Genomic DNA, 24,478 nt, shown 5'->3' with positions numbered 1-24,478 from the left:
CCCGAACTATAGCGCGCCGCAAGGGGCGCGCTTGCAGCTTCGTGCGCTAAGCCGCCGCCTGCTGGGCCGAGGTCACGGCGAAAAGCTGGGTCGCCCCGCGCCACACCTCGACGGTGTCGCAGCCGCGATGAACGCCGACCAGTTCCTCGGCGCGACGACGCGCGGCCTGGTCGTCAGGGCAGGGGGTGACGTCGAAACGCGGCACCGAGCCGTCGGACTCGACACAGAAGAAGGTGAACACCTGCATGGGAACATCCGTTCGCATCAGGCGGGACCGGGTCCATATTCGATGGGCGGGGCCGCGGGCGTCGGCTGTTTTCTGAGCCGACCAAGGGGATATAGGTGAGAATCCGACGGTTAACCAGGGTCCGCAGGTTTCAATACAGGACTCTCCACAGGACTCTCACGATGACGAATCCCTGAGACTCGCAGGGGTTCCTGGCGGGCTACGGTGTCGCTGCGACGACGAGTCGCAGGGGCGAGCTTCGCGAACCCTTCGTAGAGCGCCATTGAGTCGGGCCTGAGTCCCCTCCGAGGCGAGCTTTGGCGATTTCGAGGCCATGACCCGCCAAAAGCGGTTTCGTTTTCGGTTATCGCGCTCTAGGTTCGCCACCTTTCCGCAACGGCGACGTTAAGAGACCCATGGCCGCGCACTATCTCGACTTCGAGCGACCCATCGCCGATCTGGAAAGCAAGATCGAAGAGCTGTCCCGACTTTCCGAGACGGCCGGTCCCGGCGCGTTCGAAAGCGAGATCCAAGCCCTGCGCGACCGCGCCCAGCAGCTTCGCAAGGAAGCCTATGCGGGCCTGGACGCCTGGCAGAAGACCATGGTCGCCCGCCATCCCGAGCGTCCCCACCTGAAGGACTACGTGGCCGGCCTGATCGACGAGTTCGTCGAGCTGCGCGGCGACCGCAAGTTCGCCGACGACCAGGCGATCGTGGGCGGCCTGGGCCGCTTCCGCGGCGTCCCGGTGGTCGTGATGGGCCACGAGAAGGGCCACGACACCACCACCCGCCTGAAGCACAACTTCGGCATGGCCCGCCCCGAGGGCTACCGCAAGGCCGTGCGCCTGATGGACATGGCCGAACGCTTCAACCTGCCGGTCATCACCTTCGTCGACACCGCCGGCGCCTATCCGGGCCTGGGCGCCGAGGAGCGCGGCCAGGCCGAGGCCATCGCCCGCTCGACCGAGCGCGGCCTGGTGCTGGAGACCCCGATGGTCGCCACCATCGTCGGCGAAGGCGGCAGCGGCGGCGCCATCGCCCTGGCCGGCGCCAACAAGGTGCTGATCCTGGAGCACTCGATCTATTCGGTGATCTCGCCGGAAGGCGCGGCCTCGATCCTGTGGCGCGACGGCGCCCGGGCCAAGGACGCGGCCACCAACATGAAGATCACCGCCCAGGACCTGATCCAGCTGAAGATCGTCGACCGCATCGTCGAGGAACCGGCCGGCGGGGCCCACTCCGACCCGGCCGCGGCCATCGAAGCCGTCGGCGACGCGGTCGAGGACGAGCTGAAGACGCTGATGCGCCTGTCGCCCGCCGAGCTGAAGAAGCAGCGGGCCGAGCGCTTCTACGCCATCGGCCGCGAAGGCCTGCAGTAAATCCAGATCACCGCTCTTCCCGGCGAACGCCCGGACCCAGATGGAATGGCTCTGAAGCGGACTCCACGAGCGCGGCGCTTTTTCCCGTCAGGTTCAACCTTTGGATCTGGGTCCCGGCGTTCGCCGGGATGAGCGGATTTAAGGGGCTGAAAATTTCTGGCGGGCCCATGTCACGTTTCGCCGCGTGATCTCGTCTTATCCTCGAAGCCCGGAGACGGGCCCCAGAAGAGGAAAAGACCATGACCGCCGAAACCGCGCCGTTCCGCCACGACCTGAACGTCCCCGAGATCTACAAGGCCTTCATCGCCGCCGAGAACGCGGTGGTGGCCTCGGGCGTCGACAAGCACCTGCTGCACCTGATCAAGCTGCGCGTCTCGCAGCTGAACGGCTGCGCCTTCTGCGTGAAGATGCACGCCAAGGAAGCCCGCGACGACGGTGAGACCAACGAGCGGCTGGACCGCCTGGTGGTCTGGGACCACGTCAGCGACTTCACCGCCAAGGAGAAGGCCGCCCTGGCCTGGGCCGAGGCCCTGACCCAGCTGCCCACCCACAAGGACCTGGCCCCGCTGCGCGCCGCCCTGCGCGAGCACTACACCGACGTCGAGGCCAGCGCCGTCACGGCGGTGATCGCCCAGATCAACCTGTGGAACCGCCTAGGCGTGTCGGTGCACTAGGACCAAAAGCGGGGGGGGCTTGCCCCTCCCCAACGTCACTCGGCCATACTCCCCCGAAACAACCCAGGGAGAGGCGTCCGTGGCCATCAAGACCCGTTTCACCGAGCTGTTCGGCGTCGAGCATCCGATCGCCCAGGGCGGCATGCAGTGGGTGGGTACCGCGCCCCTGGTCAGCGCCGTGGCCAACGCCGGGGCCCTGGGCTTCCTGACCGCCCTGACCCAGCCCACGCCGGAGGCGCTCTCCAAGGAGATCGCCCGCACCCGCGAGCTGACCGACAAGCCGTTCGGCGTGAACCTGACCATCCTGCCGGCCATCAAGCCGCCGCCCTACGCCGAATACCGCGCGGCGATCATCGAGGCGGGGATCAAGATCGTCGAGACGGCGGGGTACAAGCCGCAGGAGCATGTCGACGAGCTGAAGGCTCACGGCGTGAAGGTGATCCACAAGTGCACCGCCGTGCGCCACGCCCTGAGCGCCGAGCGGATGGGCGTGGACGCCATCAGCATCGACGGCTTTGAATGCGCCGGCCATCCGGGCGAGGACGACATCCCCGGCCTGATCCTGATCCCGGTGGCGGCGTCGAAGGTGAAGATCCCGATGATCGCCTCGGGCGGCTTCGGCGACGCGCGCGGCCTGGTGGCGGCCCTGGCCCTGGGCGCCGACGGCGTCAACATGGGCACCCGCTTCTGCGCCACCCAGGAGGCGCCGATCCACGACAACTTCAAGCAGCAGATGGTCGCCAACGACGAGCGCTCGACCGACCTGATCTTCCGCACCCTGCACAACACCGCCCGGGTGGCAAAGAACGCGATCAGCCAGCAGGTGGTGGCCATCGAGCGGGCCGGCGGCGCCAAGTTCGAGGACGTCGCCGACCTGGTGAAGGGCGCGCGCGGCCGCGAAGGGCTGATCAGCGGCGACACGGACCACGGCGTCTGGTCGGCCGGCATGGTCCAGGGCCTGATCCACGACGTGCCGACGGTGCGCGAACTGATCGACCGGATCATGAGCGAGGCCGAGGACCTGATCCGGGGACGGCTGGCCGGGATGGTGGGGTAGGCTCGCGAGCCCCCCCCCTTTCAATCGTCATTCCGGGCCTTGTGCCCGGAACCCCTCTGTCCGCCGCAGGTGCGGATGTGTGGCGCGCCTGCGCGCCAAGGCGCTTCACGTGCGAGCTGAACAAGGGGTCCCGGGCACAAGGCCCGGGAAGACGGTTTTGGGTGGGGTAAGGGCGTTTGGGCAGTCACGGTAAACACCCCGGCAAACACTGTGACAGCACCGCGAAGTTTTCGTGAAATAGCAGCGCTTCGGGACCAGGATTAGCCAGTCGTTAGGCCAGAAATGGTCCATCCGGCCCCGAGTAATTGGGGTCTTACATGTTCACGTTGCGAGACACGGTTTCGTCGCTGGCGCCGGCCCGGGCCGACGACCTGGGCAAGACGCTGTACGAGCGTTTCCGCGAAGAACCCGACACCCTGATCGTGCCCGTGCTGGACGCCGACGACCGGCCGATCGGCCTGGTCGAGCGCAACGCCTTCTTCCTGCGCATGGCCGCCGAGTACGGCCGCGCCCTCTACGCCCTGCGGCCGATCTCGGTGCTGATGGACAACGACCCGCTGGTGGTCGAGGCCGATGTCGAGCTGGCGGCCTTCACCAGCGACAGCCTGTCGTATCGCGCCTCGGACCTGCTGCGCGGCTTCATCGTCACCGACGGCGGGCGCTATATCGGGGTCGGCACGGTGCTGGGCCTGCTGCAGGCGGCCAACGAGACCAACCGCCGGGGCGTCGAGGCCCTGGCCTCCGCCAAGGCCGATCAGGAACGCGCCCACACCTTCATGACCGCCGTGGTCGAGGCCATCCCCTCGATGGTGTTCGTCAAGCGGGCCGACGACCATTCCTACGTGCTGCTGAACCGGGCCGGCGAGAAGATCCTGGGCCACGCCCGCGTCGACATGATCGGCCGCACCGACGCCGACTTCTATCCGCCCGAACAGGCCGCCATCTATCGCCAGCGCGACGCCGAGGTCGCCGCCTCGGGCGAGGTGCGGGTGATCGAGGAGGACCTGGTGCCGCGCAAGGACGGAAGCACGGCCCTGCTGCGCACCAAGAAGATCGCCATCCCCGGCCCGGACGGCGCGGCCGAGTACATCCTGGCGGTCTCGGAAGACATCGCCGAGCGCAAGCGGGCCGAGGCCCAGATCGCCCGCCTGGCCCACTATGATCCGCTCACGGACCTTCCCAACCGCCTGCTGTTCCAGAAGGACCTGTCGGCCGCCCTGTCGCGCGCCGCGCGGCGCGAGGACCTGGTGGCGGTGCACTGCATCGACCTGGACCGCTTCAAGACCGTCAACGACACCCTGGGCCATCCGATCGGCGACGCCCTGCTGAAGACCGCCGCCGAGCGCCTGCGGGCCTGCGTGCGCGAGGGCGACACCGTCGCGCGCCTGGGCGGCGACGAGTTCGCGGTGGTCCAGTGCGGCCTGACCGACCTCTCCGGCGCCACCCGCCTGGCCGGCCGCATCGTCGAGGCCCTGGCCGAGACCTTCGAGCTGCAGGGCCACCAGGTGATGATCGGCGGCAGCGTCGGGGTGGCCGTGTCGCCCAACGACGGGTCCGACAGCGACGAGCTGCTGAAGAAGGCCGACATGGCCCTCTATCGCGCCAAGGCCGACGGCAAGGGCGCCTTCCACTTCTTCGAGCGCGCCATGGACGAGGCCCTGCAGGCCCGCCGGGCCCTGGAGCTGGACCTGCGCCTGGCCCTGGCCGAGGGCCAGTTCGAGCTGCACTACCAGCCGCTGTTCAACCTGGGCGCCGACAGGGTGACGGGCTGCGAGGCGCTGCTGCGCTGGCGTCACCCCGTGCGGGGGATGGTCTCGCCGGCCGACTTCATCCCGCTGGCCGAGGAGATCGGCCTGATCAACAGCCTGGGCGAGTGGGTGCTGCGCGAGGCCTGCCGCGAGGCGGCCGGCTGGCCCGAGCACGTGCGCCTGGCCGTGAACCTGTCGCCCGCCCAGTTCCGCGACAAGCACCTGGTGACCACCGTGGTCTCGGCCCTGGCGGCCTCGGGCCTGGCCGCCGAGCGGCTGGAGCTGGAGATCACCGAGTCGGTTCTGCTGCAGGACACCGCCGGCAACATGTCGATCCTGCACGACCTGAAGGCCCTGGGCGTGCGCATCTCGATGGACGACTTCGGCACCGGCTATTCCTCGCTGAGCTATCTGCGCAGCTTCCCGTTCGACAAGATCAAGATCGACCAGACCTTCGTGCGCGACATCCTCGACGACGCCGACGCCCTGGCGATCATCAAGGCCGTGCTGGACCTGGGCGCCAGCCTGGGCATCACCACCACCGCCGAGGGCGTGGAGTCCGAGGAGCAGCTGGACGAGCTGCGCCGCCAGGGCTGCGGCGAGATCCAGGGCTACTTCATCAGCCGGCCCAAGCCGGCGGCCGAGATCGCGGCGATGCTGGGCGTCACCGTCAAGGGCGGCGACAAGGCGCCCGTGATCACCTTCTCCCAACCTTCGGAAACCTTCTCCCATGGGGAGAAGGAGGGGCCCGCGCCGCAGGCGTGGGAGGATGAGGGGGTTCCGAGTCCGACGGCGCGCCGGCAGGGCCGCGAGTGAAGCCGGAGGGGGGTTATCCCCGTCTTCGATCGCCAAGCCCCCTAGGCGCCCGCCGCGATCTTCGCCACACACCGGCCCATGCGCATGGTCGGCTATCTCAGAGTTCCGCCCGTCAGGGGCGTGGTGATCGACGGGCCGTCGTCGCAGCGGCTGTTCGAGGCCGGCTGCGACCAGCTGTTCCACGACCGCTGCTACGGCCTGGCGGTGCACAAGCCCGGCCTGGACCAGGCCCTGGCCGTGCTGAAGCCCGGCGACGTGCTGGTCGTGATCAACCTGCACGCCTTCGCCGCCCATTTGGTCGACCTGCTGGAGGTGCTGGCCCGGTTCGAGGCGGCCGACGTCCACCTGCTGACCTTGGCCGAGGGCATCGACACCCGCGCCCCCGGCGGCTTCTTCACCGCCTGCGCCCAACTGGCCGCCTTCCACGACCAGCGGAGGGCCGTGCGGACCATGGAGGAGAAGATCGTACGGGAAGGGCCGCGGCGATCGGAAGCGACGGGCGCGGCGGAGGAAGCCTGAAGCGGGCCGCCTCCGCGCCGGCCGGCTAGACCTGGGCCAGGCCGCCGTCCACGGCCAGTTCCGAGCCCGCCATGAAGGCCGAGTCGTCCGAGGCCAGGAACAGCACCGCCTTGGCGATCTCGCTCGGCGCGGCGACCCGACCGATCGGCGTCTGGCCCGCCAGGTGGTCCAGCAGGGCCTGCTGCTGGGCGGGGTCTGAGCCGGCCAATTCGACCAGGCCCGGCGTCTTGACCGGGCCGGGGCTGACGACATTGACCCGGATGCCGCGATCCTTGAGGTCGAGGGTCCAGCTGCGGGCCAGGTTGCGCACCGCCGCCTTCGAGGCGCTGTACACGCTGAAGGCCGCCGTGCCGGTGCTGGCCGTGGTCGAGCCCGTCAGGATCACGCTGGCGCCGTCGCGCAGCAGCGGCAGGGCCTTCTGCACCGTGAAGATCACGCCCTTCACGTTACGGCCGAAGATGTCATCGTAGTGTTCCTCGGTGATCGCGCCCAGGGGCAGCATGTCGCCGCCGCCGGCGTTGGCGAACAGGGCGTCGATCTGGGCGTGGCGCTGCTGGACGGCGTCGTACAGCCGGTCGATGTCGGCCAGCTTCGACATGTCGGCCTGGACGCCCACCGTCTTGCCGCCGATCGCCTTCACAGCCGCGTCCAGCTCGGCCTGGCGGCGGCCGGCGATGAACACCGCGGCCCCTTCGGCCGCGAACTGGCGGGCGGTCTCCAGGCCGATCCCGCTGGTGCCGCCGGTCACCACCACCACCTTGTTTTCGAACTTGCCGCTCATCTGAAACTCTCCTTGGTCGACGAACCGTTCGTCGTGACGGGAGAGATGCATCTGGAACGATGAGACGAGTAGTCGGCCTCTGTGATACTTAGTGTCCCAAATTTGGGACGATTGCATGCCCGACCTGAACGACTACCTGCTCTACGCGGCCGTGGTGAGCCATGGGGGTTTCGCCCCGGCCGGCCGCGCGCTACGCCAACCGAAGTCCACCCTGAGCCGGCGGATCGCGGCGCTCGAGGCGCGGCTGGGCGTGCGGCTGATCGAGCGCACAACGCGCCGCTTCCGGGTCACCGAGGTGGGCCAGGCCTTCTACGAGCGCTGCCGCATCGTGGCCCTGGACGTGGAGCAGGCCGACGCCGTCGCCGCCGAGGCCAAGAGCGAGCCGCACGGCGTCATCCGCTTCAGCTGTCCCACGGGCCTGGTCGAGACTCTGTCGGCGACCTTCCCGCAATTCCTCGCGCGGTTCCCGAAGGTTCGGCTGCAGGTGATCGCGGTGGACCGGGCCGTGGACCTGATCGACGAGCGGATCGACGTCGCCCTGCGGGTGCGCACCACCCTGGCGACCGACGCGGCCCTGACCATGCGCACCCTGGGCCGGTCGTCACGCATCCTGGTGGCCGGCCCGCAGATGGCGGCGCGCTGCGACGGCCTGTCAGTGGAGGACGTCGCCGGCCTACCCACCCTGAGCCCCACCGACCAGCCGGGCGAGATCGTCTGGGAGCTGTCCGGCCCGAACGGCGAGGTCCGCGAGGTCCGCCACGAGCCGCGCATGACCTGCGGCGACTTCCTGGCCCTGCGCGACGCCGCCGCCGCCAACGCCGGGATCGCCTTCCTGCCGGACCATGTCTGCCGGGGCGACCTGATCAGCGGCCGTCTGGTGCGGGTGTTCCCCGAGTGGCGGTCGCAGGACGGGATCGTCCACCTTGTGTTCACCACCCGGCGCGGCCTGCCGCCCGCGGTGCGGGCGCTGATCGACCACCTGGCCGCCGTGTTCAGCCGCGACCGGCCGGTGGGCTAGGCGATCTGCGCGAGCGCCGCGCCCAGTTCCTCGACCATCTCCGGCGTCGTGGCCCAGGAGCACATGAAGCGCGCCGTGCCGTCCAGGAAGCGGTAGACGAACCAGCCTTTCTGGCGAAGCCGCTCCAGGGCCTGGTCGTCCATGTCGACGAACAGGCCGTTGGCTTCGACCGGGTGGCGAAGGGGGAAGGGCATCAGGGCGGCCAGCTTCCGGGCCATGGCGTTGGCGTGGGCGGCGCGAGCGGCCCAGGGACCGCCGTCCCCGCCTTCGCCCAGCAGGCCCAGCCACGGGGCGGCCAGGAACCGGCCCTTGGAGACCAGCTGGCCCGCGTGCTTGAGGCGGGCGTCCAGGCGCTTGCCCAAGGCCTTGTCCAGGAACACCACGGCCTCGGTCGGGGTCGAGCCGGCCTTGGTGCCGCCGATCACCAGGATGTCGACGCCGATCTTCGGCACGGCGCGGAGGTCGAAGCCCGCCGCCACCGCGTTGGCCAGGCGTGCGCCGTCCAGGTGCACGCCGTGGCCCTTGGCCTTCACCGGCGCGATCAGAGCGGCCAGGTCGTCGGCGGAATAGACCGTGCCGTATTCGGTGGCGTTGGTCAGGGACAGGGCGGCGGCCGGCTGGCGGTACGAGACGTCGGGCTCGTTCAGGGCCAGCTCCAGCCCGGGCAGGGCGATCTTGCCCGAGGCGCCGGCCAGGCCGATCAGGCCCACGCCCTGGCCGAAGAAGCCCGGCGCGCCGGTCTCGTCGGTGCAGATGTGGGCGTGCTCGTGGGCCAGCACCGCTTCGTGCGGACGGGCCAGGCAGGTCAGGGCGAAGGCGTTGGCCGCCGTGCCCGAGGCGGTGAACCGCACCTCGGCGTCGGTGTCCAGCAGGGCGCGGATGCGGTCGGCGGCCGCCGCGCTGACATGGTCGGTTCCGTAGCCCGAGGCCGTGCCCGCATTGGCGGCGACGATCGCCTCGATGACTTCCGGCATGGCGCCGGCGACGTTGTCGGAAGCGAAGTCGTAGCGGGCCATTCAGGTCCTCAGGGAGCGGGCGGGTTCTCGGGGAAGGCCGGACGGCCAGGCTCGATCCGATGCCACGGCTGGGCCTCGCTCGTCCAGAGATGGATGGCCGGCTCCAGGAGCGACGGGTCGTCCAGGCTGCCCGCCTTGACCGGGTAGAAGGGGAAGACGCCCTCGGACCACAGCGGCGAGCCGCAGTCGCCGCAGAACACCTGGTTCACCTCGCCGCCGCTGCCGCCCTTGCGGGCGTAGTGCTTGGGCTGGCCCTTGGTGACGACGAAGCCGCTCTTCGGGGCCAAGGCCACCGAGTTGGGACCGCCGCCGGTGGAGTATTGGCACTGCCGGCAATGGCAGACCCCCGAACCCATCAGGTCGCCGGTGATCTCGTAGCGGATCGCGCCGCACTGGCAGCCGCCCTGGATGGCCATGGTGTTCGCTCCCTTTGATCGGCCTCGGCGGGCCGTTGGGAGGCAGAGTGCACGAAGAACGTCGTTTGCTCTATCGCTCCCCACAGTCCCAAACGGTTGTCATCCCGGAAGCCTCGCAGAGGCTGTCCGGGAGCCAGGGGACTGGGCGGATGCGGTGCAGTTCATCTGGGTCCCGGACAAGCGCTGCGCGCTTTCCGGGATGACAACCCAAGGGATCAATCAAACACGATCACCGACCGCGCCAGCTCCCCGCGCTTCAGTTCGTCGAAGGCCGAGTTGACCTCCTCCAGCCTGATCCGGCGCGAGATCAGCTCGTCCAGCTTCAGCTTTCCGGCCATGTAGGCGTCGACCAGGCGCGGCATGTCGACCGGGAAGCGGTTGGAGCCCATGTAGCTGCCCTGGATCCTGCGCTCGCCCAGGAAGTCGACCCCGTGCAGCTCGATCTTGGTGCCGACCGGGATCATGCCGATCACATTGGCCGTGCCGCCCCGGCGCAGCATCTTGAACGACGCTTCGGCGGTGGCCTTCAGGCCGATGGCCTCGAAGCTGTGCTGCACGCCGCCGCTGGTCAGCTCGACCACCGCCTTGGCCACGTCGTCGACGGCGCCGGCGTCGATCACGTCGGTGGCCCCGAACGTCTTGGCCAGTTCCAGCTTGGCCGGCACCCGGTCGATGGCGATGATCCGGCCGGCGCCCGCGATGGCCGCCCCGTTTATCGTGGCCAGGCCGACGCCGCCGCAGCCGATCACGGCCACCGTCTCGCCCGGGCGGACGTTGGAGGTGTGGACCACCGAGCCGACGCCGGTCATCACCGAACAGCCGATCAGGGCGGCGCGGTCGAACGGCATGTCCTTGCGGATGGCCACGCACGCATGCTCGTGCACCAGCATCATCTCGGCGAACGACGACAGGTTCAGGAACTGGGCCATCTTGGTGTCGCCCGTTCTTTCGCCATTTGGCCCGGACAGGTCCTCGCGGAACAGGCGCGGCTCCTCGCCCTTGCCACGCTTGGTCTCGGGGCTGATGCAGAGGTTCATGTGCCCGGTCAGGCAGACCTCGCAGTGGCCGCAATAGGGGTTGAGGCAGGTGATCACGTGGTCGCCGACCTTGACCGTGCGGACCTCGGACCCGACCGCCTCGACGATCCCGGCGCTCTCGTGGCCCAGCACGGCGGGCAGCGGGTGGGAGTAGGAGCCTTCGACGAAGTGCAGGTCGGAATGGCAGACGCCGGCGGCCTTGGTGCGGATCAGCACCTCGCGCGGGCCTGGCTTGCCGATCGAGACGTCCTCGATCTGGAGCGGCTTGCCCACTTCGCGCAGAACGGCGGCCTTCATCGGCGATCTCCCTTGTTGTTGCGGGAGACCCTAGCGGGAGGGCGGGGGGCGAAGGAAGGGGCTATTCGAACAAATGTTCGAATAGCCTCGGCGCGCGTGGCTCCTAGGCCGCCAGCTGGACCTTGCGTTCGGGCAGCACGGCGTCCACGGCCAGCAGCACGATCATGGCCGCCTCGGTGGTGATCACCGCCGAGACCAGGGTCGAGGCGACGTCCTCGCCCAGCGGCGGGGGCGGGCTGATGCTGTCGGCCGGGACGATGAAGCTGTCGCAGACCGCGTCGACCAGCAGGCCGGCGACGTCTTCGTGATGCTCGACCACGATGATCACCTGGCGGGCGCTGTCGGCGGCCACGCCCTTGCCCAGGCGTTCGGAGAGGTCGATGACCGGCATGACCTGGCCGCGCAGGTTGATCACGCCGCGCACATAGGGCGGGGCGTCGGGCAGCGGGGTGGCGGGGGTGACGCCGCGGATCTCGCGGACCGCGCCCACGGGCACGCAATAGGTCTGGGTTCCGACTTCGAACGACAGGATCTGCAGATCCTGGCCGGCCGTGTAAGCCACGTTCCTGGACATCGGCGGGTCGCCTTCAAGCTTGTCTGCGCCCGTTCTGGGCGCCGTCTTGATCCCAGCTTCACGCGGAAAGGTGAATAAATCCGCCTCGAATTCAACGATTTGAGTCTCGGGGGCGCCCGGCGAAGCTGACGGCCCCGTTCAGCCTGCGTTCAGCCGCCGGGGCGGAGGATGGGTCCCAAGATGGAGACGGACCTGTCGGAACGCCTCTCCAGAGAGGACACGAGCGTCATGAACCGCAATCTGAAGACCCTGATCGGCCGCGCGACGGCCGGCGTCGCCGCCCTGGCCCTGGTCGCCGGGGCGACCGCCGCCTCGGCTCAAGGCTACCGCCACGGCGGCTATTACGGCCATGGCCATGGCCACCACGACAACGACGCGGGGGTGGCCATCGCCGCCGGCGTCGTCGGCCTGGCCCTGGGCGCGGCGATCGCGGGCAACGGCAACAACCACTACCGCAGCGGCTACAGCTACGGCTACGCCCCTCCGCCGCCGCCCCCGCCGCGCTACTACGGCGGCTACGCCCCGCGCCCGTACGGCTATGGCTACGGCCGCGACTGCTGGACCACGCGCGAATACGACCCCTATCGCGACGCGGTCTATTCGCGGACGGTGTGCCGGTAACGGCTGATCGATCTGGAAACGAAGACGCCCCGGATTCGCACCCGGGGCGTTTTTGTTAGGCCTGGGCCCCGTCCCCAATCGTTGTCATCCCGGAAGTCCCGCAGGGGCTGTCCGGGACCCAGGGGACTGGGCTGATGCGGTGCGGTTCACCTGGGTCCCGGACAAGCGCTCCGCGCTTTCCGGGATGACAACCCTTGAGTGGTCCTGGGGGCTACCCCTGCGCCGCCCGCAGCCGCTCCAGGTACTGCGGGTGCAGTTCCTGGTTGGCGGCCAGGATCGAGGCGCCGTCGACGGGATTGCCGTGTTCCTCGATCGTGGAGACCTTGCCGCCGCTCTCGGTGACCATCAGCACGCCGGCGGCCACGTCCCACGGCTTGAGGTTCCGCTCCCAGAAGCCGTCGAAGCGGCCGGCGGCCACCCAGGCCAGGTCCAGCGAGGCCGCGCCGAAGCGCCGCACGCCCGAGACCTTCTGGCTGATCTGGTGCAGCTCCTTCAGGAACTGGGCGTGGCCGGGCTTGCCCAGGAACGGGATGCCGGTGGCGATCAGGCTTTCGTCCAGGTGGCGGCGGGCCGCGACGCGCAGGCGCTTCTCGGCGCCCAGGAACGCGCCCTTGCCCTTTTCCACCCAGAACAGGTCGTTGGTGATGGGGTTGTAGGTGACGCCGGCCACCACCTCGCCCTCGCGCTGCAGGGCGATGTTGACCGCGAAGTGCGGGATGCCGTGCAGGAAGTTGGTGGTGCCGTCCAGCGGGTCGACGATCCAGGTGTGGGTCTTGTCGGTGCCCTCGACCAGGCCGCGCTCCTCGCCCAGGAAGCCGTAGCCGGGGCGGGCCTTCTCCAGGATCTCGAAGATCACCTGCTCGGCCTTCTGGTCGGCGGCGGTGACGAAGTCGGCGGGACCTTTCTTGGACACCTGCAGCTCGGTGACTTCGCCGAAGTCACGGGCCAGGCCGCGCGCTGCCTTACGCGCAGCGTCGATCATCACGTTCAGGAGGGCGGAAGCGGTGGCCAATCTGGATGTCCTTCAAAGGTCCCCCTACGCAGCGTCATGGGAGTGACGGCGGGGGATATGCGTGCGGGCGGATAGAAAGATCGGGAAAGTGGGCGCGATACCTAGTCGCCTGGGCCGCCGAAAGCAAGGCGAGGGGATTTTGTCGCGACCTAGCCGTTCGGCCGCTGTTGTCGCCGGAGAACGTGGCCGATCACCCAGGCGATCGTGCCCAGGGCCGTCAGGGCGAACCCCAGGACCAGTCCGATGACGATCCAGGTCGCGACGCGGTTGATGTCCTGCGGCGCGGCGTCGGCCGTTCCAGGCGGCATCTTCACGGTCACCTGAACCGTGAAGAGCGGGACGATCAGATAGAAGATCACGCTCAGCGCCAGAAAGGCCAGGACGGCGAGTTTCCATTTGGCGCGCATGGCTTTCGTCTCCCCCGAGGCCCGAGACAGCTTGACCAGCTTCACGCCGTTCCACAACCGTCGGCGGATTTTTCGCGCCGCCGTGTCACATCCGTGACGCCTGTCTCGTCCTGTCCCTGAACAACGGAGGGCACGACGATGCGTTGGGTGAAATGGATCCTGCCGGCGATCCTGGCGGTCAACGGCGCGGTGATGATACTGGTCCCGGCCTGGTGGTATCCGCGCGTGCCGGGGGTGATCGAGACCGGGGCGTTCAACGACCACTTCGTGCGCGACATCGGGGCGGCGTTCCTGGCCTGCGCCCTGGCCATGGGCTGGGCGCTGAAGGACCCGGTGCGCGGCCTGGGCGCGGCGGCGGCCTCGGCGACCTTCCTGTGCCTGCACGCGGTGATCCACCTGATCATGCCGTTCTGCGGGACCAGCGTGCCATGGCCGCTGCTGGCCCGCGACTTCCCGGGCGTGTTCCTGCCGGCGATCCTCAGCGTCCTGATCGTGCGCTCGTGCCGGCGACGCGCCGCCAAGGTGGAGGCCTGAGCCATGCTGACCTGGCTGATGCTGAGCGCGGTGCGCCGCCTGGAGCGCCGCTACGACTACGACGCCAGCTACATCCGCGCCCTGGCGGCGGCCAGCCCCAAGGCGCTGATGGCCTTCTCGGGCGTCGGGCGGCTGCAGGGCTTCCGCGAGGGCGCGCCGCCCGAGGCGATCGCGGCGGCGGCCCTGGCCGGCACGCTGAACGAGGACTGCGGACCCTGCACCCAGATCGTCGTGCGCCAGGCCGAGGAGCGGGGCGTCCCGCCCGCGATCCTGGCGGCGATCCTGTCCGGCGACGGCGAGGCCATGGGGCCGGACGCGGGCCTGGCCTTCGGCTTCGCCCGCGCCAGCCTGGCCCGCGACCTGGAGAGCAGCGAGGACCTGCGCGACGAGGTGGTGGCGCGGTGGGGCCGGAAGGGACTGGCCGCCATCGCCCTGGCCTTGGCGACGGCGCGGGTCTATCCGACGGTGAAATACGCGCTGGGCTACGGCAAGGCCTGCTCCAAGGTCACGGTCGGCGGGCGCGCGATAGCGGTGCGGGCATGATGGACGCTTTGGGCAAGGACGGGGACACGATCTTCGAAGATCGGCGCGGGGCGATGACCGGCCTGGCCTATCGCATGCTGGGCTCGCGGGCCGACGCCGAGGACGTGGTGCAGGACGCCTGGATCCGCTGGCGCGGCGTCGAACCCGGCGAGATCTCCAATCCCGCCGGCTTCCTTAACAAGGTGGTCACCCGCCTGTGCCTGGACCGGCTGAAGTCGGCCCGGGCCCGGCGCGAGGTCTATGTCGGCGAATGGCTGCCCGAGCCGGTGGTCGACGAGGACCACGAACGCCTGGGCGAGGACCTGTCGGTGGCCTTCCTCCTGGCCCTGGAGCGGCTGACCCCGCTGGAGCGCGCGGCCTTCCTGCTGCACGACGTCTTCGACGCGTCGTTCGCCGACGTCGCCAAGACCCTGGGCCGGACCGAGGCCGCCTGCCGCCAGCTGGCCGCCCGGGCCCGCGAGCACGTCAAGGCCGGCAAGCCCCGCTACCACCCCAGCGCCGAGGAGGAGCAGCGCCTGACCGGCGCCTTCCTGGCCGCCGCCATGACCGGCGACGAGGCCCTGCTGCGCGGCGTCCTGGCCCAGGACGTGGTCATGCACTCGGACGGCGGCGGCATCGCCAAGGCGACGATGAACCCGGTCTTCGGTCTGGAGAAGGCGATCCGCCTGGTGCTGGGCATCAAGAAGAAATGGCCGGCCCCCGAGGGTACGGACGCGCGCCTGGCGCGGATCAACGGCGCGCCCGGCATCGTGTTCAGCCACGACGGCGTGGTGTTCCAGACCATGGGCCTGGAGATCGTCGACGGTCGCATCGCCGCCGTCTACACGATGCGCAATCCGGAAAAGCTGGCGCGGCTGAATTCCTGAGGCCTAAGGCAAAGCCACCTTCGGCAGGGTGTCCCGGGTCTCGCAGGCCACGCGGCCCGCGCCGCCGGCGGCGCCCTTGATGTCCTCGATCTTCTCGCCCTTGCGCCAGCCCTTGGGCAGGCCCTGGTCGCCCGAGAAGTCCATGCCCAGGTCGATCCACTTGTCGGCGGCGCAGTCCAGGGCGAACAGCATGATCGGACCCTTGCCGCCCGGCCAGCCCTTGTAGGGGCCGTTGGGCCGGCCCTCGGCGATGCGCAGCACCACCAGGCCGGACGTCTCGTCCACCCTCAGGAAGTCCGCGTCGTAGAAGGTCTTCGCCTCGCCGGGCGAGGGCTTCCAGTTCTCGGCCCAGGTCATCGTGGCGGCGGTCGCCGCCAGGCCCAGGGCCGTTACGCCAAGCAAACACAGACCAAGCCGCCGCATGGGCGTCCTCCCCGTATTTTATCGTTGGGAGGAGGCTACGCCCGTCAAGCTTGAGCGGCAAGTTCCGCGAACGGCGTTACGCGGCGGAGGCGTCGTCGTCGGGGAACAGCCGACCGATCAGCGCGCCCTGGCCGGACTGCAGCACGTGGGCGTCGGTCAGGGGGATCCAGAAGCACTCCAGGCGGGTCGGAGGCTCCAGCCCGTCGTGGTCCTCGATCGCCGGCCAGCGCTCGGGCAGAGGCGCGGTCGGCCGGGCCAGGAAGAAGACGCGGTGCTGGATCTCGAACCGATGGGGCGTGATGTCGTACTCGGCCTCGCCCAGGTCGCCGAGGATCTCGAAATCCTGGCGGCCGGTCTCCTCCCGCAGTTCGCGCAGGGCGGCGGCGCGCGGGTCCTCGCCGTCGCGGATCGAACCGCCGGGAACCTGCAGGCCGACGGCGTCGGGTGAATGGTCGGGGTGGCGCAGCACCAGCAGGCGGTCGCGGTCGATGCAGTAGATCACGACCTTGCGCCGCCGCGCCTTCATCGCGCGGCAAGCCCTTCGGCGATGGCGGCGTTGAGCGCCGCGACGCCGGCGGCGGGACCGTCCGGGTGTTTCCAGACACCGGCCGAGACGGCCAGGAAGTCGGCGCCCGCTGTGGCCAGGCCCGCGGCGTTGTCGGCGGTGATCCCGCCGATGGCCACCGAGGGGACCTCCATCGTCTCCTGCCAGATCGACAGGATCTCGGGATCGGCGGTGGTCGGGGCGTCCTTGGTGGTGGTCGGGAAGAAGGCCCCGAAGGCCACGTAGTCGGCCCCGGCCTCGGCGGCCTCCATGGCCAGGTGGCGGCTGTCGTGGCAGGTGACGCCGATCATCGCCGACGGACCCATGATCTTGCGGGCGTCCTTGTAGGGCGTGTCGCTCTGGCCGACATGGACGCCGTCGCAGCCCAGGCGCGCGGCCAGGTCGGGACGGTCGTTGAGGATCACCGCCACGTCGTGCGCGCGGGCGATGGGGGCCAGGGCCTGGACGGCGGCGGCGACCACCTCGTCCGGGGCGTCCTTCAGGCGGATCTGCAGCGCCGCCACGTCGCCGGCGTCGAGCGCCGCGGCCAGGTCGCGGCCGAAGGCGGCCAGGTCGTCGAGGGCCGGCGGGGTGATCAGATAGAGGCGGCAGTCGGTCATGGGCGCCAATTACGCCGATTTGGCCGCTGACGCAGCCCCTTCCGGCCATGGCCGGGGACAGGCGCATGCGCCTGTCCCCCTCGTTCACTTTGTCGCACTGCGAGTCAGTTGCAAAAGCCTCACGCCTCCGCTACATGAGAATGACAATCATCTCGGGTAGGGCGTTCTCCCTTGTACGTCTGCAATTGTAACGGCATTCGCGAGCGTGAAGTCCGCGCCGCCATCGAGGCGGGCGCCACCCGTCCCGCCGAGGTGTTCCGCCACAAGGGCTGCCAGGCCCAGTGCGCCAAGTGCGTCTGCGAGATGCGCCAGATGATCCAGGACAGCCGCGAGGTCCTGGCCTTCGCCGCCGAATAGGTTCTCGTTCCGCTCATCCCGGCGAATGCCGGGACCCAGATGGAATGACTTTGGGCCCGACGCCATGAGCGCCGCCCTCTTTCCAATCAGCCTCTCCGCCTTTGGATCTGGATCCCGGCATTCGCCGGGATGAGCGGATTTGGGGTATTTTCCGCTCACGCGAAGCAGTCTCACGCTTTTCCGTGAGGCTGAGAAACACTTGCAGACATAGCGGTTGAAGCAACCCAGGCGATAGATCAGGGTCCCCTCGATCAATCGAATCTGAGGAGGCCGCCATGCAAGGCGATCCCGGCATCATCCGGCTCTTGAACGCGGTGCTCACCAACGAGCTGACGGCGGTGAACCAGTACTTCCTGCACGCGCGGATGTACGACAACTGGGGCTTCAAGCGCCTGGGCAAGATCACCTACGACGAGTCGATCGGCGAGATGAAACACGCCGACAAGCTGATCAACCGCATCCTGTTCCTGGAAGGCCTGCCCAACCTGCAGGACCTGCACAAGCTGAAGATCGGCGAGACCGTGCCCGAGTGCCTGGCCAGCGACCTGCAGGTCGAGCTGGGCGGCCGCGAGACCCTGATCCCCGGCATCATCCAGTGCGAACAGGCCCGCGACTATGTCAGCCGCGAGCTGCTGCGCGAGATCCTCAGCGACACCGAGGAGCACATCGACTTCCTCGAGATGCAGCTGGGCCTGGTCAAGTCGCTGGGCGAACAGAACTACCTGCAGAGCGCCGTGGGCGAGCTGCCGGCCTAGGGCTCGTAGAGGGGACGCCCCCTCCGTCGGGCTTCGCCCGCCACCTCCCCCGCTTCACGGGGGAGGAGAGGCCGCCCCTTTCCTCCTCACCCGCCCAGCGGGGGAGGTGGCGCGATGCGGATACGCATCGTGACGGAGGGGGCGTCCTTCCACCTCAGACATCCCGCGTCATGAACACTCGCGCGTCCTCGTCCAGGCCGCGCGCCCAGTGCTCCGCCCGGATCGCCAGCATACCCGGCGTCAGGGCCTCCACCTCCACAAACCCCAGCCGCCGATAGTACGGCGCGTTCCACGGCACCGCGCGGAAGGTCGACAGCGACAGGCCCGCCAGCCCCGCCGCCAGCGCCCGCTCCGCCGCCGCGTCCAGCAAGGCCGCGCCGATCCGGCGTCCCTCGAAGGCCGGCAGCACGTCGATCTGCTCGACATAGGCGTAGGTTTCGACCCGCCGGAACATCACGAAACCCGCGACGGTCCCGTCCTCGACCGCGACGATCAGGCCGCCGTCCGCGATCCGCGCGGCGAGCACCGCCGCGGGGCTGGGCTCGTCCGCCGCCAGGGCGTCCATCAGCCCGACGAACCGCTGGGCCGAGGCGCGTTCGAGGGCGCGGATCGTCTCGATCTCGTCGGGCCGGGCGGGGCGGAATTCGACCATGGCGGGCTCACAAACCGTTTCGCCGCCCTGGAACCAAGGTCCAGCTAGACGGGTTACAAGCATGTTTAGCGAGGAGTACCGCCATGCACATCCCGAACGGCCGATCCCACGGGAGGCGGACTCACGCCGGTCGCGAGTCGTTCGAGATGGACGCCAAGGCCGACACCGCCGTTTCGGCCGGCGCGCAGCTCGCCATCGGCCTGGCCCTGGCCGGCGGGGCGATCCTGGCCTCGACCCTGCTGGGCCGCCGCCACGAGCGGATGATCGACGACGAGGAATACGCGGTCGGCTACGCCGAGATGCACGAGCCGGTCGCCCATCAGCCCAAGGCCCTGACCAGCCTGATCCTGCCGCCGCTGTTCATCGCCATGACCCTTTCGGGGCTGCGCATCTGGAACGCGCCCTCCAGCCCCACACGCACCCGGGCTCTCACCCTCTGGAGCCTGGTCCAGGGCTTCAACGCCCTCTGGCTGGCCCTCGGCGCCAAGCGCGTCGGGGGACAGCTTGGCGCCGCCACGGCGTCCCTGGCCGCCTCGGGCGCCTACGCCCTGCAGGCCCGCAAGCTGGTGGCCCCGGCTTCGGGTTTCTCCAGCCCCTATCTGGGCTGGCTGGGCTTCGCCAACGCCCTGACCGAGGAGTTGTGGAAGCGTCCCCGCCGGGTGACCGTCCACTAGAAGAACGCCGTTCAGCGGCCGTTCAGGCGGCCAAGCTTTAGCTGTCCCCGAAACGTGTTTCGGGGAGGCTTTCCATGCGTGGTCTTCGGGTTCTGGGTCTGGCCGTCACGGTCGCCGCGCTGGCGGGCTGCGCCACCATGAGCAAGGAGGCCTGCCTGCAGGGCGACTGGGGCGCGCAGGGCTTCAAGGACGGCGAGGCGGGGCGCGCCCAGAGCCGGCTGGACGACCACGCCAAGGCCTGCGCCAAGGTCGGGGTGGTCCCCGAGGCTGGACCCTACTTCCAGGCCCGCGACCAGGGGCTGAAGCTCTATTGCACCCAGGACCGCGGCTTCGGCGAGGGCCGCGAGGGGAACAGCTACGCCGGGGTCTGCCCGCCGGGCGCCGAGCGCGGCTTCCTGGTCGGCTACGCCGACGGCCAGTTGGTCCATGCCGCCGTCTCGCGGCTGAGCCAGGCGGAGTCGGACCGCGACAGCGCCGACCACCGCGCCGAGAAGCGCGACCGCGAGGCGCGGGGCGTCGAGGACGAGCTGCAGAATCCCAAGCTGAACGACGAGCAGAAGCGCGAGCTGCGCGATCGCCTGAACCGCCTGCGGTCCGAACGCCGCCAGGCCGTCGAGGATGGCCGCCGGGCCGAGTGGGCCGCCCGCGACGCCGAGCGCGAGGTCGACGATCTGCACCACCGCTTCGGGGTGCGGTATGGGAGCTGGTAGTCACCCTCTCCCAGAGGGAGAGGGAGGGACCCATGCGCAGCATGGGAGGGTGAGGGGTTAAATCGTCAGACGGCGTGCCGGCAGGACGTCGTGAGAACTGCGGTGAGGGTGTAACCCCTCACCCTCCCACGCCTTCGGCGTGGGCCCCGCCCTCTCCCTCTGGGAGAGGGTGTCTATCGGACGCCCAGGGCGGCATCCAGGCTCCACTTCCCGCCGCCCTTGGCGACCAGGAACAGCAGGATCGCGGCCCACGACAGGTGGGTGCTCCAGGCGTCGGGATAGATGAACACCTCGATCACCAGGGTCATGCCCAGGAAGGCCAGGGCGGAAAGCCGGGTGAACAGGCCCAGCACCAGCAGGATCGAGAACAGGTGCTCGCTGTAGGTCGCCAGGTGCGCGGCGATGTCCGAGGGGATCAGCGGCAGGCGGTATTCGTCGGCGAAGAGCGAATAGGTCCCGTCGGTGATGTGCAGGATCCCGTCGACCTTGGTGCGTCCGGACAGGAAGAACACCGAGGCGATGCCCAGGCGCGCGACCAGGGTCAGGACCCCGTCGGGCAGGGCGCGATGGGCCAGGGCGGCCAGGCGGTCGAGCGGGCGGCTCCAGGGGCGCGCGGCGGCGGGGACGAGCATCTGGTCGGTCACGCGGGGTCTCCGGGGTCGAGGCCGACGAACACGCCGTCGGCGATGAGGGCGGCGAAAAGGGCGGGCAGGTCGGCGGCCGGATCGGCTTCGGCGGCGGCGGTGATCGCCTCGCCCAGGGTCGCGTCGGTTTCCGCGGCGGCCAGGAAGGCGTGGCCGGCGCGGTCGAGCAAACGGGCCGTCACGGCCTCGTGCGGGCGGACGATCAGGACGCCCTGCGGGTCTTCCGCCAGCTCCATCTCGCCGGGCTGGGGTTCGCGCGCCGCCAGCCACAGGCCGGGCAGGCCGCTGTCGAACCAGGCGAAGGCCAGGCTGGGATGCAGGCGCGGGCGGGCGGCCGCCAGGGCCTGGGGCTCCAGGGCGAAGGCCTCGGCGGCCAGCGGCCGGCCCTCGGGCGCGAACAGGGCGGTGGTCCACATCCCATCCATCCGGGCCATGGCCGGCAGGTAGGGCAGGTCGTCGGCCGGCGGGAAGCGCGCCAGCCAGTCCGGGAAGCCCGCGCCATAGGCCAGGAGGGCGGCGCTCTTCGGCGGATTGTCGCGCGCGAAGAGGGCGGCGGCCGCGCCGAACCAGTCGTCGCCGACCAGGCTGGCCACGGTCGGGAAGTTGGCGGCCAGGGCGTCGATGCAGCCCTTGGCGATGGTGTTGCGATAGACGGCCAGGCCGGCGGGATCGGTCTCGCCTTCCGGCAGCCAGCCGGCGATCGGCGCGGCCGTCCGCTCGGCGAGGGCGGCGGCGAAGGCGTCCTGGAATGTTCCGAGTTCACCCACGGGCGTCATCCCCGACAGGTTCGGGCCTGGACTGGGGAGAGGCGCATGCGCCTGTCCCATCAGCGTCCGCTGGAGCAGGCCATGCGCCCGGTCGCGCTCGGCCATCAGCACGTCGAAGGCGGGGATGTCGTCGTCGCGTTCGATCAGGGTGGGGCGCGGGCCGACGCGGTCGATCAGGCGGCGATAGAGGGCCCAGACGGGCTCGGCCACCGGCGCACCGTGGGTGTCGATCAGCAGGCTCGATCCGCTTCGCGCCTCATTGGCATCGACGCCGTGGCCGGCCAGGTGGATTTCACCGATCGCCTCGGCGGGCAGGACGTCCAGATAGGTCTCGGCGGCGTAGCCCAGGTTGCTGGCGCTGACGAACACGTTGTTGACGTCGACCAGCAGGCCGCAGCCCGTGCGGCGGGTCAGTTCGACGAGGAAGTCGGTCTCGTCCAGTTCATGGCCGGTCAGCGGCAGGTACAGCGACGGGTTCTCGACCAGGATCGTCCGTCCCAGGACGTCCTGCGTGCGGCCGATATTGGCGGCGATACGGTCGAGGGCGGCGCGGGTGCGGGGGAAGGGCAGGAGGTCGGGCTGGTGGACCCCGCGCCAGGCGCTCCAGGCCAGGTGTTCGGACATCACGAACGGCTCGAACCGGTCGGCCAGGGCCTTCAGGGCCAGGAGTTGGCCGAGGTCGGGATCGGCGTCGGCGGCCAGGGACAGGCCCACGCCGTGCAGCGACAGCGGGCGCGTCTCGCGGATCGCCTCCAGTCGGCGCAGGCGCGGTCCGCCGGCGGCCATGTAGTTCTCGGGATGGACCTCGAACCACAGCCCCTCGGCGTTGGCCGCGAGCGCGTCGTCATAGTGCTGCGGTTTCAGGCCGAGGCCGGCGGTGGGGGACATGGTCGCCATTCCGAAAACGAAAATCGGTTGTCATCCCGGAAGCCTCGTAGAGGCTGTCCGGGACCCAGGTGACTGGGCCAAGGCGGTGTGGCCGCCCCTGGGTCCCGGACAGCGCTACGCGCTTCCGGGATGACAACGAGAGAGGTGGCTTACGCCTTCGGCGGAGTCAGCGAGCCCGTGCCGTTCGGGGTCTTGATGGTCACGCAGGTGCCCTTGGCGACCTTCTTCCAGGCGTCGGCCTGGTAGTCGACCTTCGAGGTGCCCGCGCACGAGGTGCCGGCGCCGGCCTTGCAGTCGTTCTGGCCGGCCTTGGCCACGCCGTAGCACTTTTCCATTTCGGTCTTGGCCGGCTTCATGTCGTCGCGGGCCATGGCGGCGCCGGCGCTCAGGGCGAACACGGCGGCGAGGGCGAGGGCGGGAGTGCGTTGCACGGTACGGGTCATGGGGGGACGTTTCCTTCGTCTGTCCGACCGCGCCCGGCGCCGATCGTCGGCCCGTCCTGCGCGGTCATGGGGGAGTTACGGACGGGTGCGGCGAAAGGTTACACCGGTATCCGAACAAAAACGCGGCGGCCAAAACGGGGGTGTGAAAATCACCGCATCCGGTTCCCGCGCTCGCCCGCTTTCCGGTTGGGGCGACGCGGTGTAACCATCGGCCCGTCTCGCGCGAACAAGGGGGAGGCGTGACGGAAACCGAGGCCGCCCTGAAGGCGCTGATGCTGCTGGGCCTGGACGGCGACGCCCCGGCCTATCGGCTGTTGCTGTCCCAGTTGGGCGGTAGGCTCCGCGTCTATTTCGAGCGCCGCATGCGCGACGCTCCCGGCGATGTGGAGGACCTGGTGCAGGAGACCCTGATGGCGGTGCATACGCGGCGCGCGACCTACGATCGCGCCCAGCCGTTCACCCCCTGGGCCTTCGCCCTGGCGCGCTACAAGCTGATCGACCACTGGCGGCGGCGGAAGGTGCGGGCGGCCGTGCCGATCGACGACTATGTCGAGGTCCTGGCCGCCTACGCCCCGGAATCCGGCTCGGCGATGGACCTGGACCGCGCCCTGGACACCCTGCCCGAGCGCCAGCGCGAGCTGGTGCGCGCGGTCAAGATCGAGGGGCTGAGCCTGGCCGAGGCCGGCGACCGGACCGGCGTCTCGGAGGGCGCGGCCAAGGTCGCCCTGCACCGGGCGCTCAAGAGCCTGGGAGAAAGGATGCGCGGCCGTGCGGACGGATGATCTGATCGATCAGCTGGCGGCCGACCCGCGCGCCATCCCGGCCGGGGCGGTGCAGCGCCGCTTCCTCGGCCTGGCCGTGGCCGCCGCCCTGGCGGCCCTGGTCATGGTGCTGGCCTGGCTGGGCACGCGCCAGGACCTGGCCCAGGCCATGACCGGCCGGATGTTCTGGATGAAGGCGACCTATACCGGCCTGCTGGGCCTGGCCGGCTTCTGGGCGCTGGAGCGCCTGGCCCGGCCCGAGGGCGTCCCGAAGAAGGCGCTGCTGTTCGGGGCCCTGGTGCTGGCGCTGTTCGTCGGCCTGGGCTTCGGCCAATGGCTGGCGGCCGACTGGGCGCACCGCCGGTCGATGATGATGGGCGGGTCGTGGAAGGTCTGCTTCCGCTACATCCTGACCCTGGCCCTGCCGGGGCTGGCGGCGACCCTGGTCGTGCTGCGCGGCATGGCCCCGACCCGTCCGGCCCTGACCGGCTTCGCGGCGGGCGCCTTCGCCGGCGGCGTGGCGGCCACGGTTTACGGCCTGCACTGCGGCGAGAGCACGATGGTGTTCGTGGGCACCTGGTACACCCTGGGGGTGCTGGGCACGGGCGTGCTGGGCGCGGTGATCGGGAAGTGGGCGCTGCGGTGGTGAAATGAAGAAGGGCCGCACGGCTTTCGCCGGTGCGACCCCTCATCCGTCGG

The 24,478-nt window shown here is 69.8% G+C and carries 31 protein-coding genes and 1 pseudogene; 16 read left to right on the top strand and 16 right to left on the bottom strand.

Annotated elements, in window-relative coordinates; all coding sequences use genetic code 11:
* Positions 1-46: 46 nt before the first annotated feature.
* The gene (locus tag WAE60_RS14455) at positions 47-247 is read right to left on the bottom strand and encodes a hypothetical protein (protein WP_337687235.1); all 201 of its coding nucleotides are present in this window, start codon (positions 245-247) and stop codon (positions 47-49) included.
* A gap of 395 nt (positions 248-642) precedes the next feature.
* Between WAE60_RS14455 and WAE60_RS14450 the strand changes: the two genes are divergently transcribed.
* The 5 genes from WAE60_RS14450 (at position 643) to WAE60_RS14430 (ending at position 6,419) form a co-directional block, all read left to right on the top strand.
* Positions 643-1,605 (top strand): acetyl-CoA carboxylase carboxyltransferase subunit alpha, encoded by a 963-nt coding sequence (locus WAE60_RS14450; RefSeq protein WP_029907153.1) that lies wholly within the window; start codon positions 643-645, stop codon positions 1,603-1,605.
* A gap of 239 nt (positions 1,606-1,844) precedes the next feature.
* Positions 1,845-2,279, top strand: a complete 435-nt coding sequence (locus WAE60_RS14445; RefSeq protein WP_337687234.1) for a carboxymuconolactone decarboxylase family protein — start codon at positions 1,845-1,847, stop codon at positions 2,277-2,279.
* A gap of 79 nt (positions 2,280-2,358) precedes the next feature.
* Positions 2,359-3,336, top strand: a complete 978-nt coding sequence (locus WAE60_RS14440) for a nitronate monooxygenase family protein (protein ID WP_337687232.1) — start codon at positions 2,359-2,361, stop codon at positions 3,334-3,336.
* Between the two features lie 317 nt (positions 3,337-3,653).
* Positions 3,654-5,900 carry an EAL domain-containing protein gene (locus WAE60_RS14435; RefSeq protein ID WP_337687231.1) on the top strand — a complete coding sequence of 749 codons (2,247 nt, stop codon included), beginning with the start codon at positions 3,654-3,656 and terminating at the stop codon, positions 5,898-5,900.
* Positions 5,901-5,984: 84 nt separating this feature from the next.
* The gene (locus tag WAE60_RS14430) at positions 5,985-6,419 is read left to right on the top strand and encodes a recombinase family protein (RefSeq protein WP_337687229.1); all 435 of its coding nucleotides are present in this window, start codon (positions 5,985-5,987) and stop codon (positions 6,417-6,419) included.
* A 25-nt stretch (positions 6,420-6,444) separates the two neighbouring features.
* On the opposite strand, the gene WAE60_RS14425 is transcribed toward WAE60_RS14430, so the two are convergent.
* A complete protein-coding gene (locus tag WAE60_RS14425) occupies positions 6,445-7,200 on the bottom strand; it encodes an SDR family oxidoreductase (RefSeq protein ID WP_337687228.1) in 756 nt (251 codons plus the stop codon).
* A 115-nt stretch (positions 7,201-7,315) separates the two neighbouring features.
* On the opposite strand from WAE60_RS14425, the gene WAE60_RS14420 reads away from it, so the two are divergent.
* A complete protein-coding gene (locus WAE60_RS14420) occupies positions 7,316-8,218 on the top strand; it encodes a LysR substrate-binding domain-containing protein (RefSeq protein WP_029907159.1) in 903 nt (300 codons plus the stop codon).
* Here the strand turns inward: WAE60_RS14420 and WAE60_RS14415 are convergent.
* The 4 genes from WAE60_RS14415 to WAE60_RS14400 form a co-directional block, all read right to left on the bottom strand.
* Entirely contained in the window at positions 8,215-9,234 is a 1,020-nt protein-coding gene (locus WAE60_RS14415; RefSeq protein WP_029907160.1) for a beta-eliminating lyase-related protein, read from the bottom strand. The two genes, WAE60_RS14420 and WAE60_RS14415, sit on opposite strands and share 4 nt — an antisense overlap.
* Before the next feature lie 8 nt (positions 9,235-9,242).
* Entirely contained in the window at positions 9,243-9,650 is a 408-nt protein-coding gene (locus tag WAE60_RS14410; RefSeq protein WP_029907161.1) for a GFA family protein, read from the bottom strand.
* A gap of 215 nt (positions 9,651-9,865) precedes the next feature.
* On the bottom strand, positions 9,866-10,984 hold the full coding sequence (locus WAE60_RS14405; RefSeq protein WP_029907162.1) for a Zn-dependent alcohol dehydrogenase: 1,119 nt from the start codon (positions 10,982-10,984) through the stop codon (positions 9,866-9,868).
* A 103-nt stretch (positions 10,985-11,087) separates the two neighbouring features.
* Positions 11,088-11,558, bottom strand: a complete 471-nt coding sequence (locus tag WAE60_RS14400; protein ID WP_029907163.1) for a chemotaxis protein CheW — start codon at positions 11,556-11,558, stop codon at positions 11,088-11,090.
* A 228-nt stretch (positions 11,559-11,786) separates the two neighbouring features.
* Here WAE60_RS14400 and WAE60_RS14395 point away from each other — a divergent pair, with 228 nt between their 5' ends.
* Positions 11,787-12,179, top strand: coding sequence for a hypothetical protein (locus WAE60_RS14395; protein ID WP_337687225.1), 393 nt, complete (start codon positions 11,787-11,789; stop codon positions 12,177-12,179).
* A 211-nt stretch (positions 12,180-12,390) separates the two neighbouring features.
* Here WAE60_RS14395 and WAE60_RS14390 read toward each other — a convergent pair whose 3' ends face one another.
* Positions 12,391-13,191: an inositol monophosphatase family protein gene (locus WAE60_RS14390; protein WP_029907165.1), complete on the bottom strand. Its 801-nt coding sequence runs from the start codon at positions 13,189-13,191 to the stop codon at positions 12,391-12,393.
* 149 nt (positions 13,192-13,340) lie between these two features.
* Positions 13,341-13,598, bottom strand: coding sequence for a hypothetical protein (locus tag WAE60_RS14385; protein ID WP_337687223.1), 258 nt, complete (start codon positions 13,596-13,598; stop codon positions 13,341-13,343).
* Positions 13,599-13,736: 138 nt separating this feature from the next.
* On the opposite strand from WAE60_RS14385, the gene WAE60_RS14380 reads away from it, so the two are divergent.
* Genes WAE60_RS14380 through WAE60_RS14370 form a run of 3 tightly spaced genes read left to right on the top strand, consistent with a single transcriptional unit; the run spans position 13,737 to position 15,541 of the window.
* Positions 13,737-14,132, top strand: coding sequence for a hypothetical protein (locus WAE60_RS14380; RefSeq protein ID WP_337687221.1), 396 nt, complete (start codon positions 13,737-13,739; stop codon positions 14,130-14,132).
* Positions 14,133-14,135: 3 nt separating this feature from the next.
* Positions 14,136-14,675, top strand: a complete 540-nt coding sequence (locus tag WAE60_RS14375; RefSeq protein ID WP_337687219.1) for a hypothetical protein — start codon at positions 14,136-14,138, stop codon at positions 14,673-14,675.
* Positions 14,675-15,541, top strand: a complete 867-nt coding sequence (locus WAE60_RS14370; RefSeq protein ID WP_029907169.1) for a sigma-70 family RNA polymerase sigma factor — start codon at positions 14,675-14,677, stop codon at positions 15,539-15,541. The genes WAE60_RS14375 and WAE60_RS14370 overlap by 1 nt, the downstream gene beginning before the upstream one ends.
* Before the next feature lie 3 nt (positions 15,542-15,544).
* Here the strand turns inward: WAE60_RS14370 and WAE60_RS14365 are convergent, their stop codons facing one another.
* The 3 genes from WAE60_RS14365 to thiE form a co-directional block, all read right to left on the bottom strand.
* Positions 15,545-15,964 (bottom strand): hypothetical protein, encoded by a 420-nt coding sequence (locus WAE60_RS14365; RefSeq protein ID WP_029907170.1) that lies wholly within the window; start codon positions 15,962-15,964, stop codon positions 15,545-15,547.
* A gap of 76 nt (positions 15,965-16,040) precedes the next feature.
* Complete coding sequence (locus WAE60_RS14360) at positions 16,041-16,490, bottom strand: NUDIX domain-containing protein (protein ID WP_337687217.1); 450 nt, start codon at positions 16,488-16,490, stop codon at positions 16,041-16,043.
* Entirely contained in the window at positions 16,487-17,128 is a 642-nt protein-coding gene (gene thiE / locus WAE60_RS14355) for a thiamine phosphate synthase (RefSeq protein WP_337687215.1), read from the bottom strand. Before thiE ends, WAE60_RS14360 begins: the two co-directional genes overlap by 4 nt.
* Positions 17,129-17,299: 171 nt before the next feature.
* Here thiE and WAE60_RS14350 point away from each other — a divergent pair, with 171 nt between their 5' ends.
* Together WAE60_RS14350 and bfr are read left to right on the top strand one after the other, a co-directional pair.
* Positions 17,300-17,485: a (2Fe-2S)-binding protein gene (locus tag WAE60_RS14350; protein ID WP_337687214.1), complete on the top strand. Its 186-nt coding sequence runs from the start codon at positions 17,300-17,302 to the stop codon at positions 17,483-17,485.
* Positions 17,486-17,760: 275 nt separating this feature from the next.
* A complete protein-coding gene (gene bfr, locus WAE60_RS14345) occupies positions 17,761-18,240 on the top strand; it encodes a bacterioferritin (protein ID WP_029907174.1) in 480 nt (159 codons plus the stop codon).
* Positions 18,241-18,394: 154 nt separating this feature from the next.
* Here bfr and WAE60_RS14340 read toward each other — a convergent pair whose 3' ends face one another.
* Positions 18,395-18,892: a GNAT family N-acetyltransferase gene (locus WAE60_RS14340; RefSeq protein WP_337687211.1), complete on the bottom strand. Its 498-nt coding sequence runs from the start codon at positions 18,890-18,892 to the stop codon at positions 18,395-18,397.
* Between the two features lie 83 nt (positions 18,893-18,975).
* Between WAE60_RS14340 and WAE60_RS14335 the strand changes: the two genes are divergently transcribed.
* Positions 18,976-19,566, top strand: coding sequence for a TspO/MBR family protein (locus WAE60_RS14335; RefSeq protein ID WP_029907176.1), 591 nt, complete (start codon positions 18,976-18,978; stop codon positions 19,564-19,566).
* Between the two features lie 74 nt (positions 19,567-19,640).
* On the top strand, positions 19,641-20,276 hold the full coding sequence (locus WAE60_RS14330) for a DUF2799 domain-containing protein (RefSeq protein WP_029907177.1): 636 nt from the start codon (positions 19,641-19,643) through the stop codon (positions 20,274-20,276).
* A gap of 173 nt (positions 20,277-20,449) precedes the next feature.
* On the opposite strand, the gene WAE60_RS14325 is transcribed toward WAE60_RS14330, so the two are convergent.
* The 4 genes and pseudogenes from WAE60_RS14325 to WAE60_RS14310 form a co-directional block, all read right to left on the bottom strand.
* The gene (locus WAE60_RS14325; RefSeq protein WP_337687210.1) at positions 20,450-20,920 is read right to left on the bottom strand and encodes a DoxX family protein; all 471 of its coding nucleotides are present in this window, start codon (positions 20,918-20,920) and stop codon (positions 20,450-20,452) included.
* Positions 20,917-21,696 carry a DNA-binding domain-containing protein gene (locus WAE60_RS14320; RefSeq protein WP_337687294.1) on the bottom strand — a complete coding sequence of 260 codons (780 nt, stop codon included), beginning with the start codon at positions 21,694-21,696 and terminating at the stop codon, positions 20,917-20,919. The genes WAE60_RS14325 and WAE60_RS14320 overlap by 4 nt, the downstream gene beginning before the upstream one ends.
* 63 nt (positions 21,697-21,759) lie before the next feature.
* A pseudogene (locus WAE60_RS14315) lies at positions 21,760-22,575 on the bottom strand (DUF692 domain-containing protein); the annotation flags it as partial.
* Between the two features lie 149 nt (positions 22,576-22,724).
* Complete coding sequence (locus WAE60_RS14310) at positions 22,725-23,018, bottom strand: DUF2282 domain-containing protein (protein WP_029907181.1); 294 nt, start codon at positions 23,016-23,018, stop codon at positions 22,725-22,727.
* Positions 23,019-23,257: 239 nt separating this feature from the next.
* Between WAE60_RS14310 and WAE60_RS14305 the strand changes: the two genes are divergently transcribed.
* Complete coding sequence (locus WAE60_RS14305; protein ID WP_337687209.1) at positions 23,258-23,800, top strand: sigma-70 family RNA polymerase sigma factor; 543 nt, start codon at positions 23,258-23,260, stop codon at positions 23,798-23,800.
* A complete protein-coding gene (locus WAE60_RS14300; RefSeq protein WP_029907183.1) occupies positions 23,787-24,428 on the top strand; it encodes an NrsF family protein in 642 nt (213 codons plus the stop codon). Before WAE60_RS14305 ends, WAE60_RS14300 begins: the two co-directional genes overlap by 14 nt.
* Positions 24,429-24,478: the final 50 nt, after the last annotated feature.

The sequence above is a fragment of the Caulobacter sp. CCG-8 genome (assembly GCF_037402475.1).
Taxonomy (GTDB): domain Bacteria; phylum Pseudomonadota; class Alphaproteobacteria; order Caulobacterales; family Caulobacteraceae; genus Caulobacter.
This window is presented reverse-complemented; position numbering and strand designations above follow the sequence as displayed.

Bases quoted from the DNA above. Each gene is read 5' to 3' on its own strand.
- WAE60_RS14455 (WP_337687235.1), bottom strand. From the start codon at position 247: ATGCAGGTGTTCACCTTCTTCTGTGTCGAGTCCGACGGCTCGGTGCCG.
- WAE60_RS14450 (WP_029907153.1), top strand. From the start codon at position 643: ATGGCCGCGCACTATCTCGACTTCGAGCGACCCATCGCCGATCTGGAA.
- WAE60_RS14445 (WP_337687234.1), top strand. From the start codon at position 1,845: ATGACCGCCGAAACCGCGCCGTTCCGCCACGACCTGAACGTCCCCGAG.
- WAE60_RS14435 (WP_337687231.1), top strand. From the start codon at position 3,654: ATGTTCACGTTGCGAGACACGGTTTCGTCGCTGGCGCCGGCCCGGGCC.
- WAE60_RS14430 (WP_337687229.1), top strand. From the start codon at position 5,985: ATGGTCGGCTATCTCAGAGTTCCGCCCGTCAGGGGCGTGGTGATCGAC.
- WAE60_RS14425 (WP_337687228.1), bottom strand. From the start codon at position 7,200: ATGAGCGGCAAGTTCGAAAACAAGGTGGTGGTGGTGACCGGCGGCACC.
- WAE60_RS14420 (WP_029907159.1), top strand. From the start codon at position 7,316: ATGCCCGACCTGAACGACTACCTGCTCTACGCGGCCGTGGTGAGCCAT.
- WAE60_RS14415 (WP_029907160.1), bottom strand. From the start codon at position 9,234: ATGGCCCGCTACGACTTCGCTTCCGACAACGTCGCCGGCGCCATGCCG.
- WAE60_RS14410 (WP_029907161.1), bottom strand. From the start codon at position 9,650: ATGGCCATCCAGGGCGGCTGCCAGTGCGGCGCGATCCGCTACGAGATC.
- WAE60_RS14405 (WP_029907162.1), bottom strand. From the start codon at position 10,984: ATGAAGGCCGCCGTTCTGCGCGAAGTGGGCAAGCCGCTCCAGATCGAG.
- WAE60_RS14400 (WP_029907163.1), bottom strand. From the start codon at position 11,558: ATGTCCAGGAACGTGGCTTACACGGCCGGCCAGGATCTGCAGATCCTG.
- WAE60_RS14395 (WP_337687225.1), top strand. From the start codon at position 11,787: ATGAACCGCAATCTGAAGACCCTGATCGGCCGCGCGACGGCCGGCGTC.
- WAE60_RS14385 (WP_337687223.1), bottom strand. From the start codon at position 13,598: ATGCGCGCCAAATGGAAACTCGCCGTCCTGGCCTTTCTGGCGCTGAGC.
- WAE60_RS14380 (WP_337687221.1), top strand. From the start codon at position 13,737: ATGCGTTGGGTGAAATGGATCCTGCCGGCGATCCTGGCGGTCAACGGC.
- WAE60_RS14375 (WP_337687219.1), top strand. From the start codon at position 14,136: ATGCTGACCTGGCTGATGCTGAGCGCGGTGCGCCGCCTGGAGCGCCGC.
- WAE60_RS14370 (WP_029907169.1), top strand. From the start codon at position 14,675: ATGGACGCTTTGGGCAAGGACGGGGACACGATCTTCGAAGATCGGCGC.
- WAE60_RS14365 (WP_029907170.1), bottom strand. From the start codon at position 15,964: ATGCGGCGGCTTGGTCTGTGTTTGCTTGGCGTAACGGCCCTGGGCCTG.
- WAE60_RS14360 (WP_337687217.1), bottom strand. From the start codon at position 16,490: ATGAAGGCGCGGCGGCGCAAGGTCGTGATCTACTGCATCGACCGCGAC.
- thiE (WP_337687215.1), bottom strand. From the start codon at position 17,128: ATGACCGACTGCCGCCTCTATCTGATCACCCCGCCGGCCCTCGACGAC.
- bfr (WP_029907174.1), top strand. From the start codon at position 17,761: ATGCAAGGCGATCCCGGCATCATCCGGCTCTTGAACGCGGTGCTCACC.
- WAE60_RS14340 (WP_337687211.1), bottom strand. From the start codon at position 18,892: ATGGTCGAATTCCGCCCCGCCCGGCCCGACGAGATCGAGACGATCCGC.
- WAE60_RS14335 (WP_029907176.1), top strand. From the start codon at position 18,976: ATGCACATCCCGAACGGCCGATCCCACGGGAGGCGGACTCACGCCGGT.
- WAE60_RS14330 (WP_029907177.1), top strand. From the start codon at position 19,641: ATGCGTGGTCTTCGGGTTCTGGGTCTGGCCGTCACGGTCGCCGCGCTG.
- WAE60_RS14320 (WP_337687294.1), bottom strand. From the start codon at position 21,696: ATGACGCCCGTGGGTGAACTCGGAACATTCCAGGACGCCTTCGCCGCC.
- WAE60_RS14310 (WP_029907181.1), bottom strand. From the start codon at position 23,018: ATGACCCGTACCGTGCAACGCACTCCCGCCCTCGCCCTCGCCGCCGTG.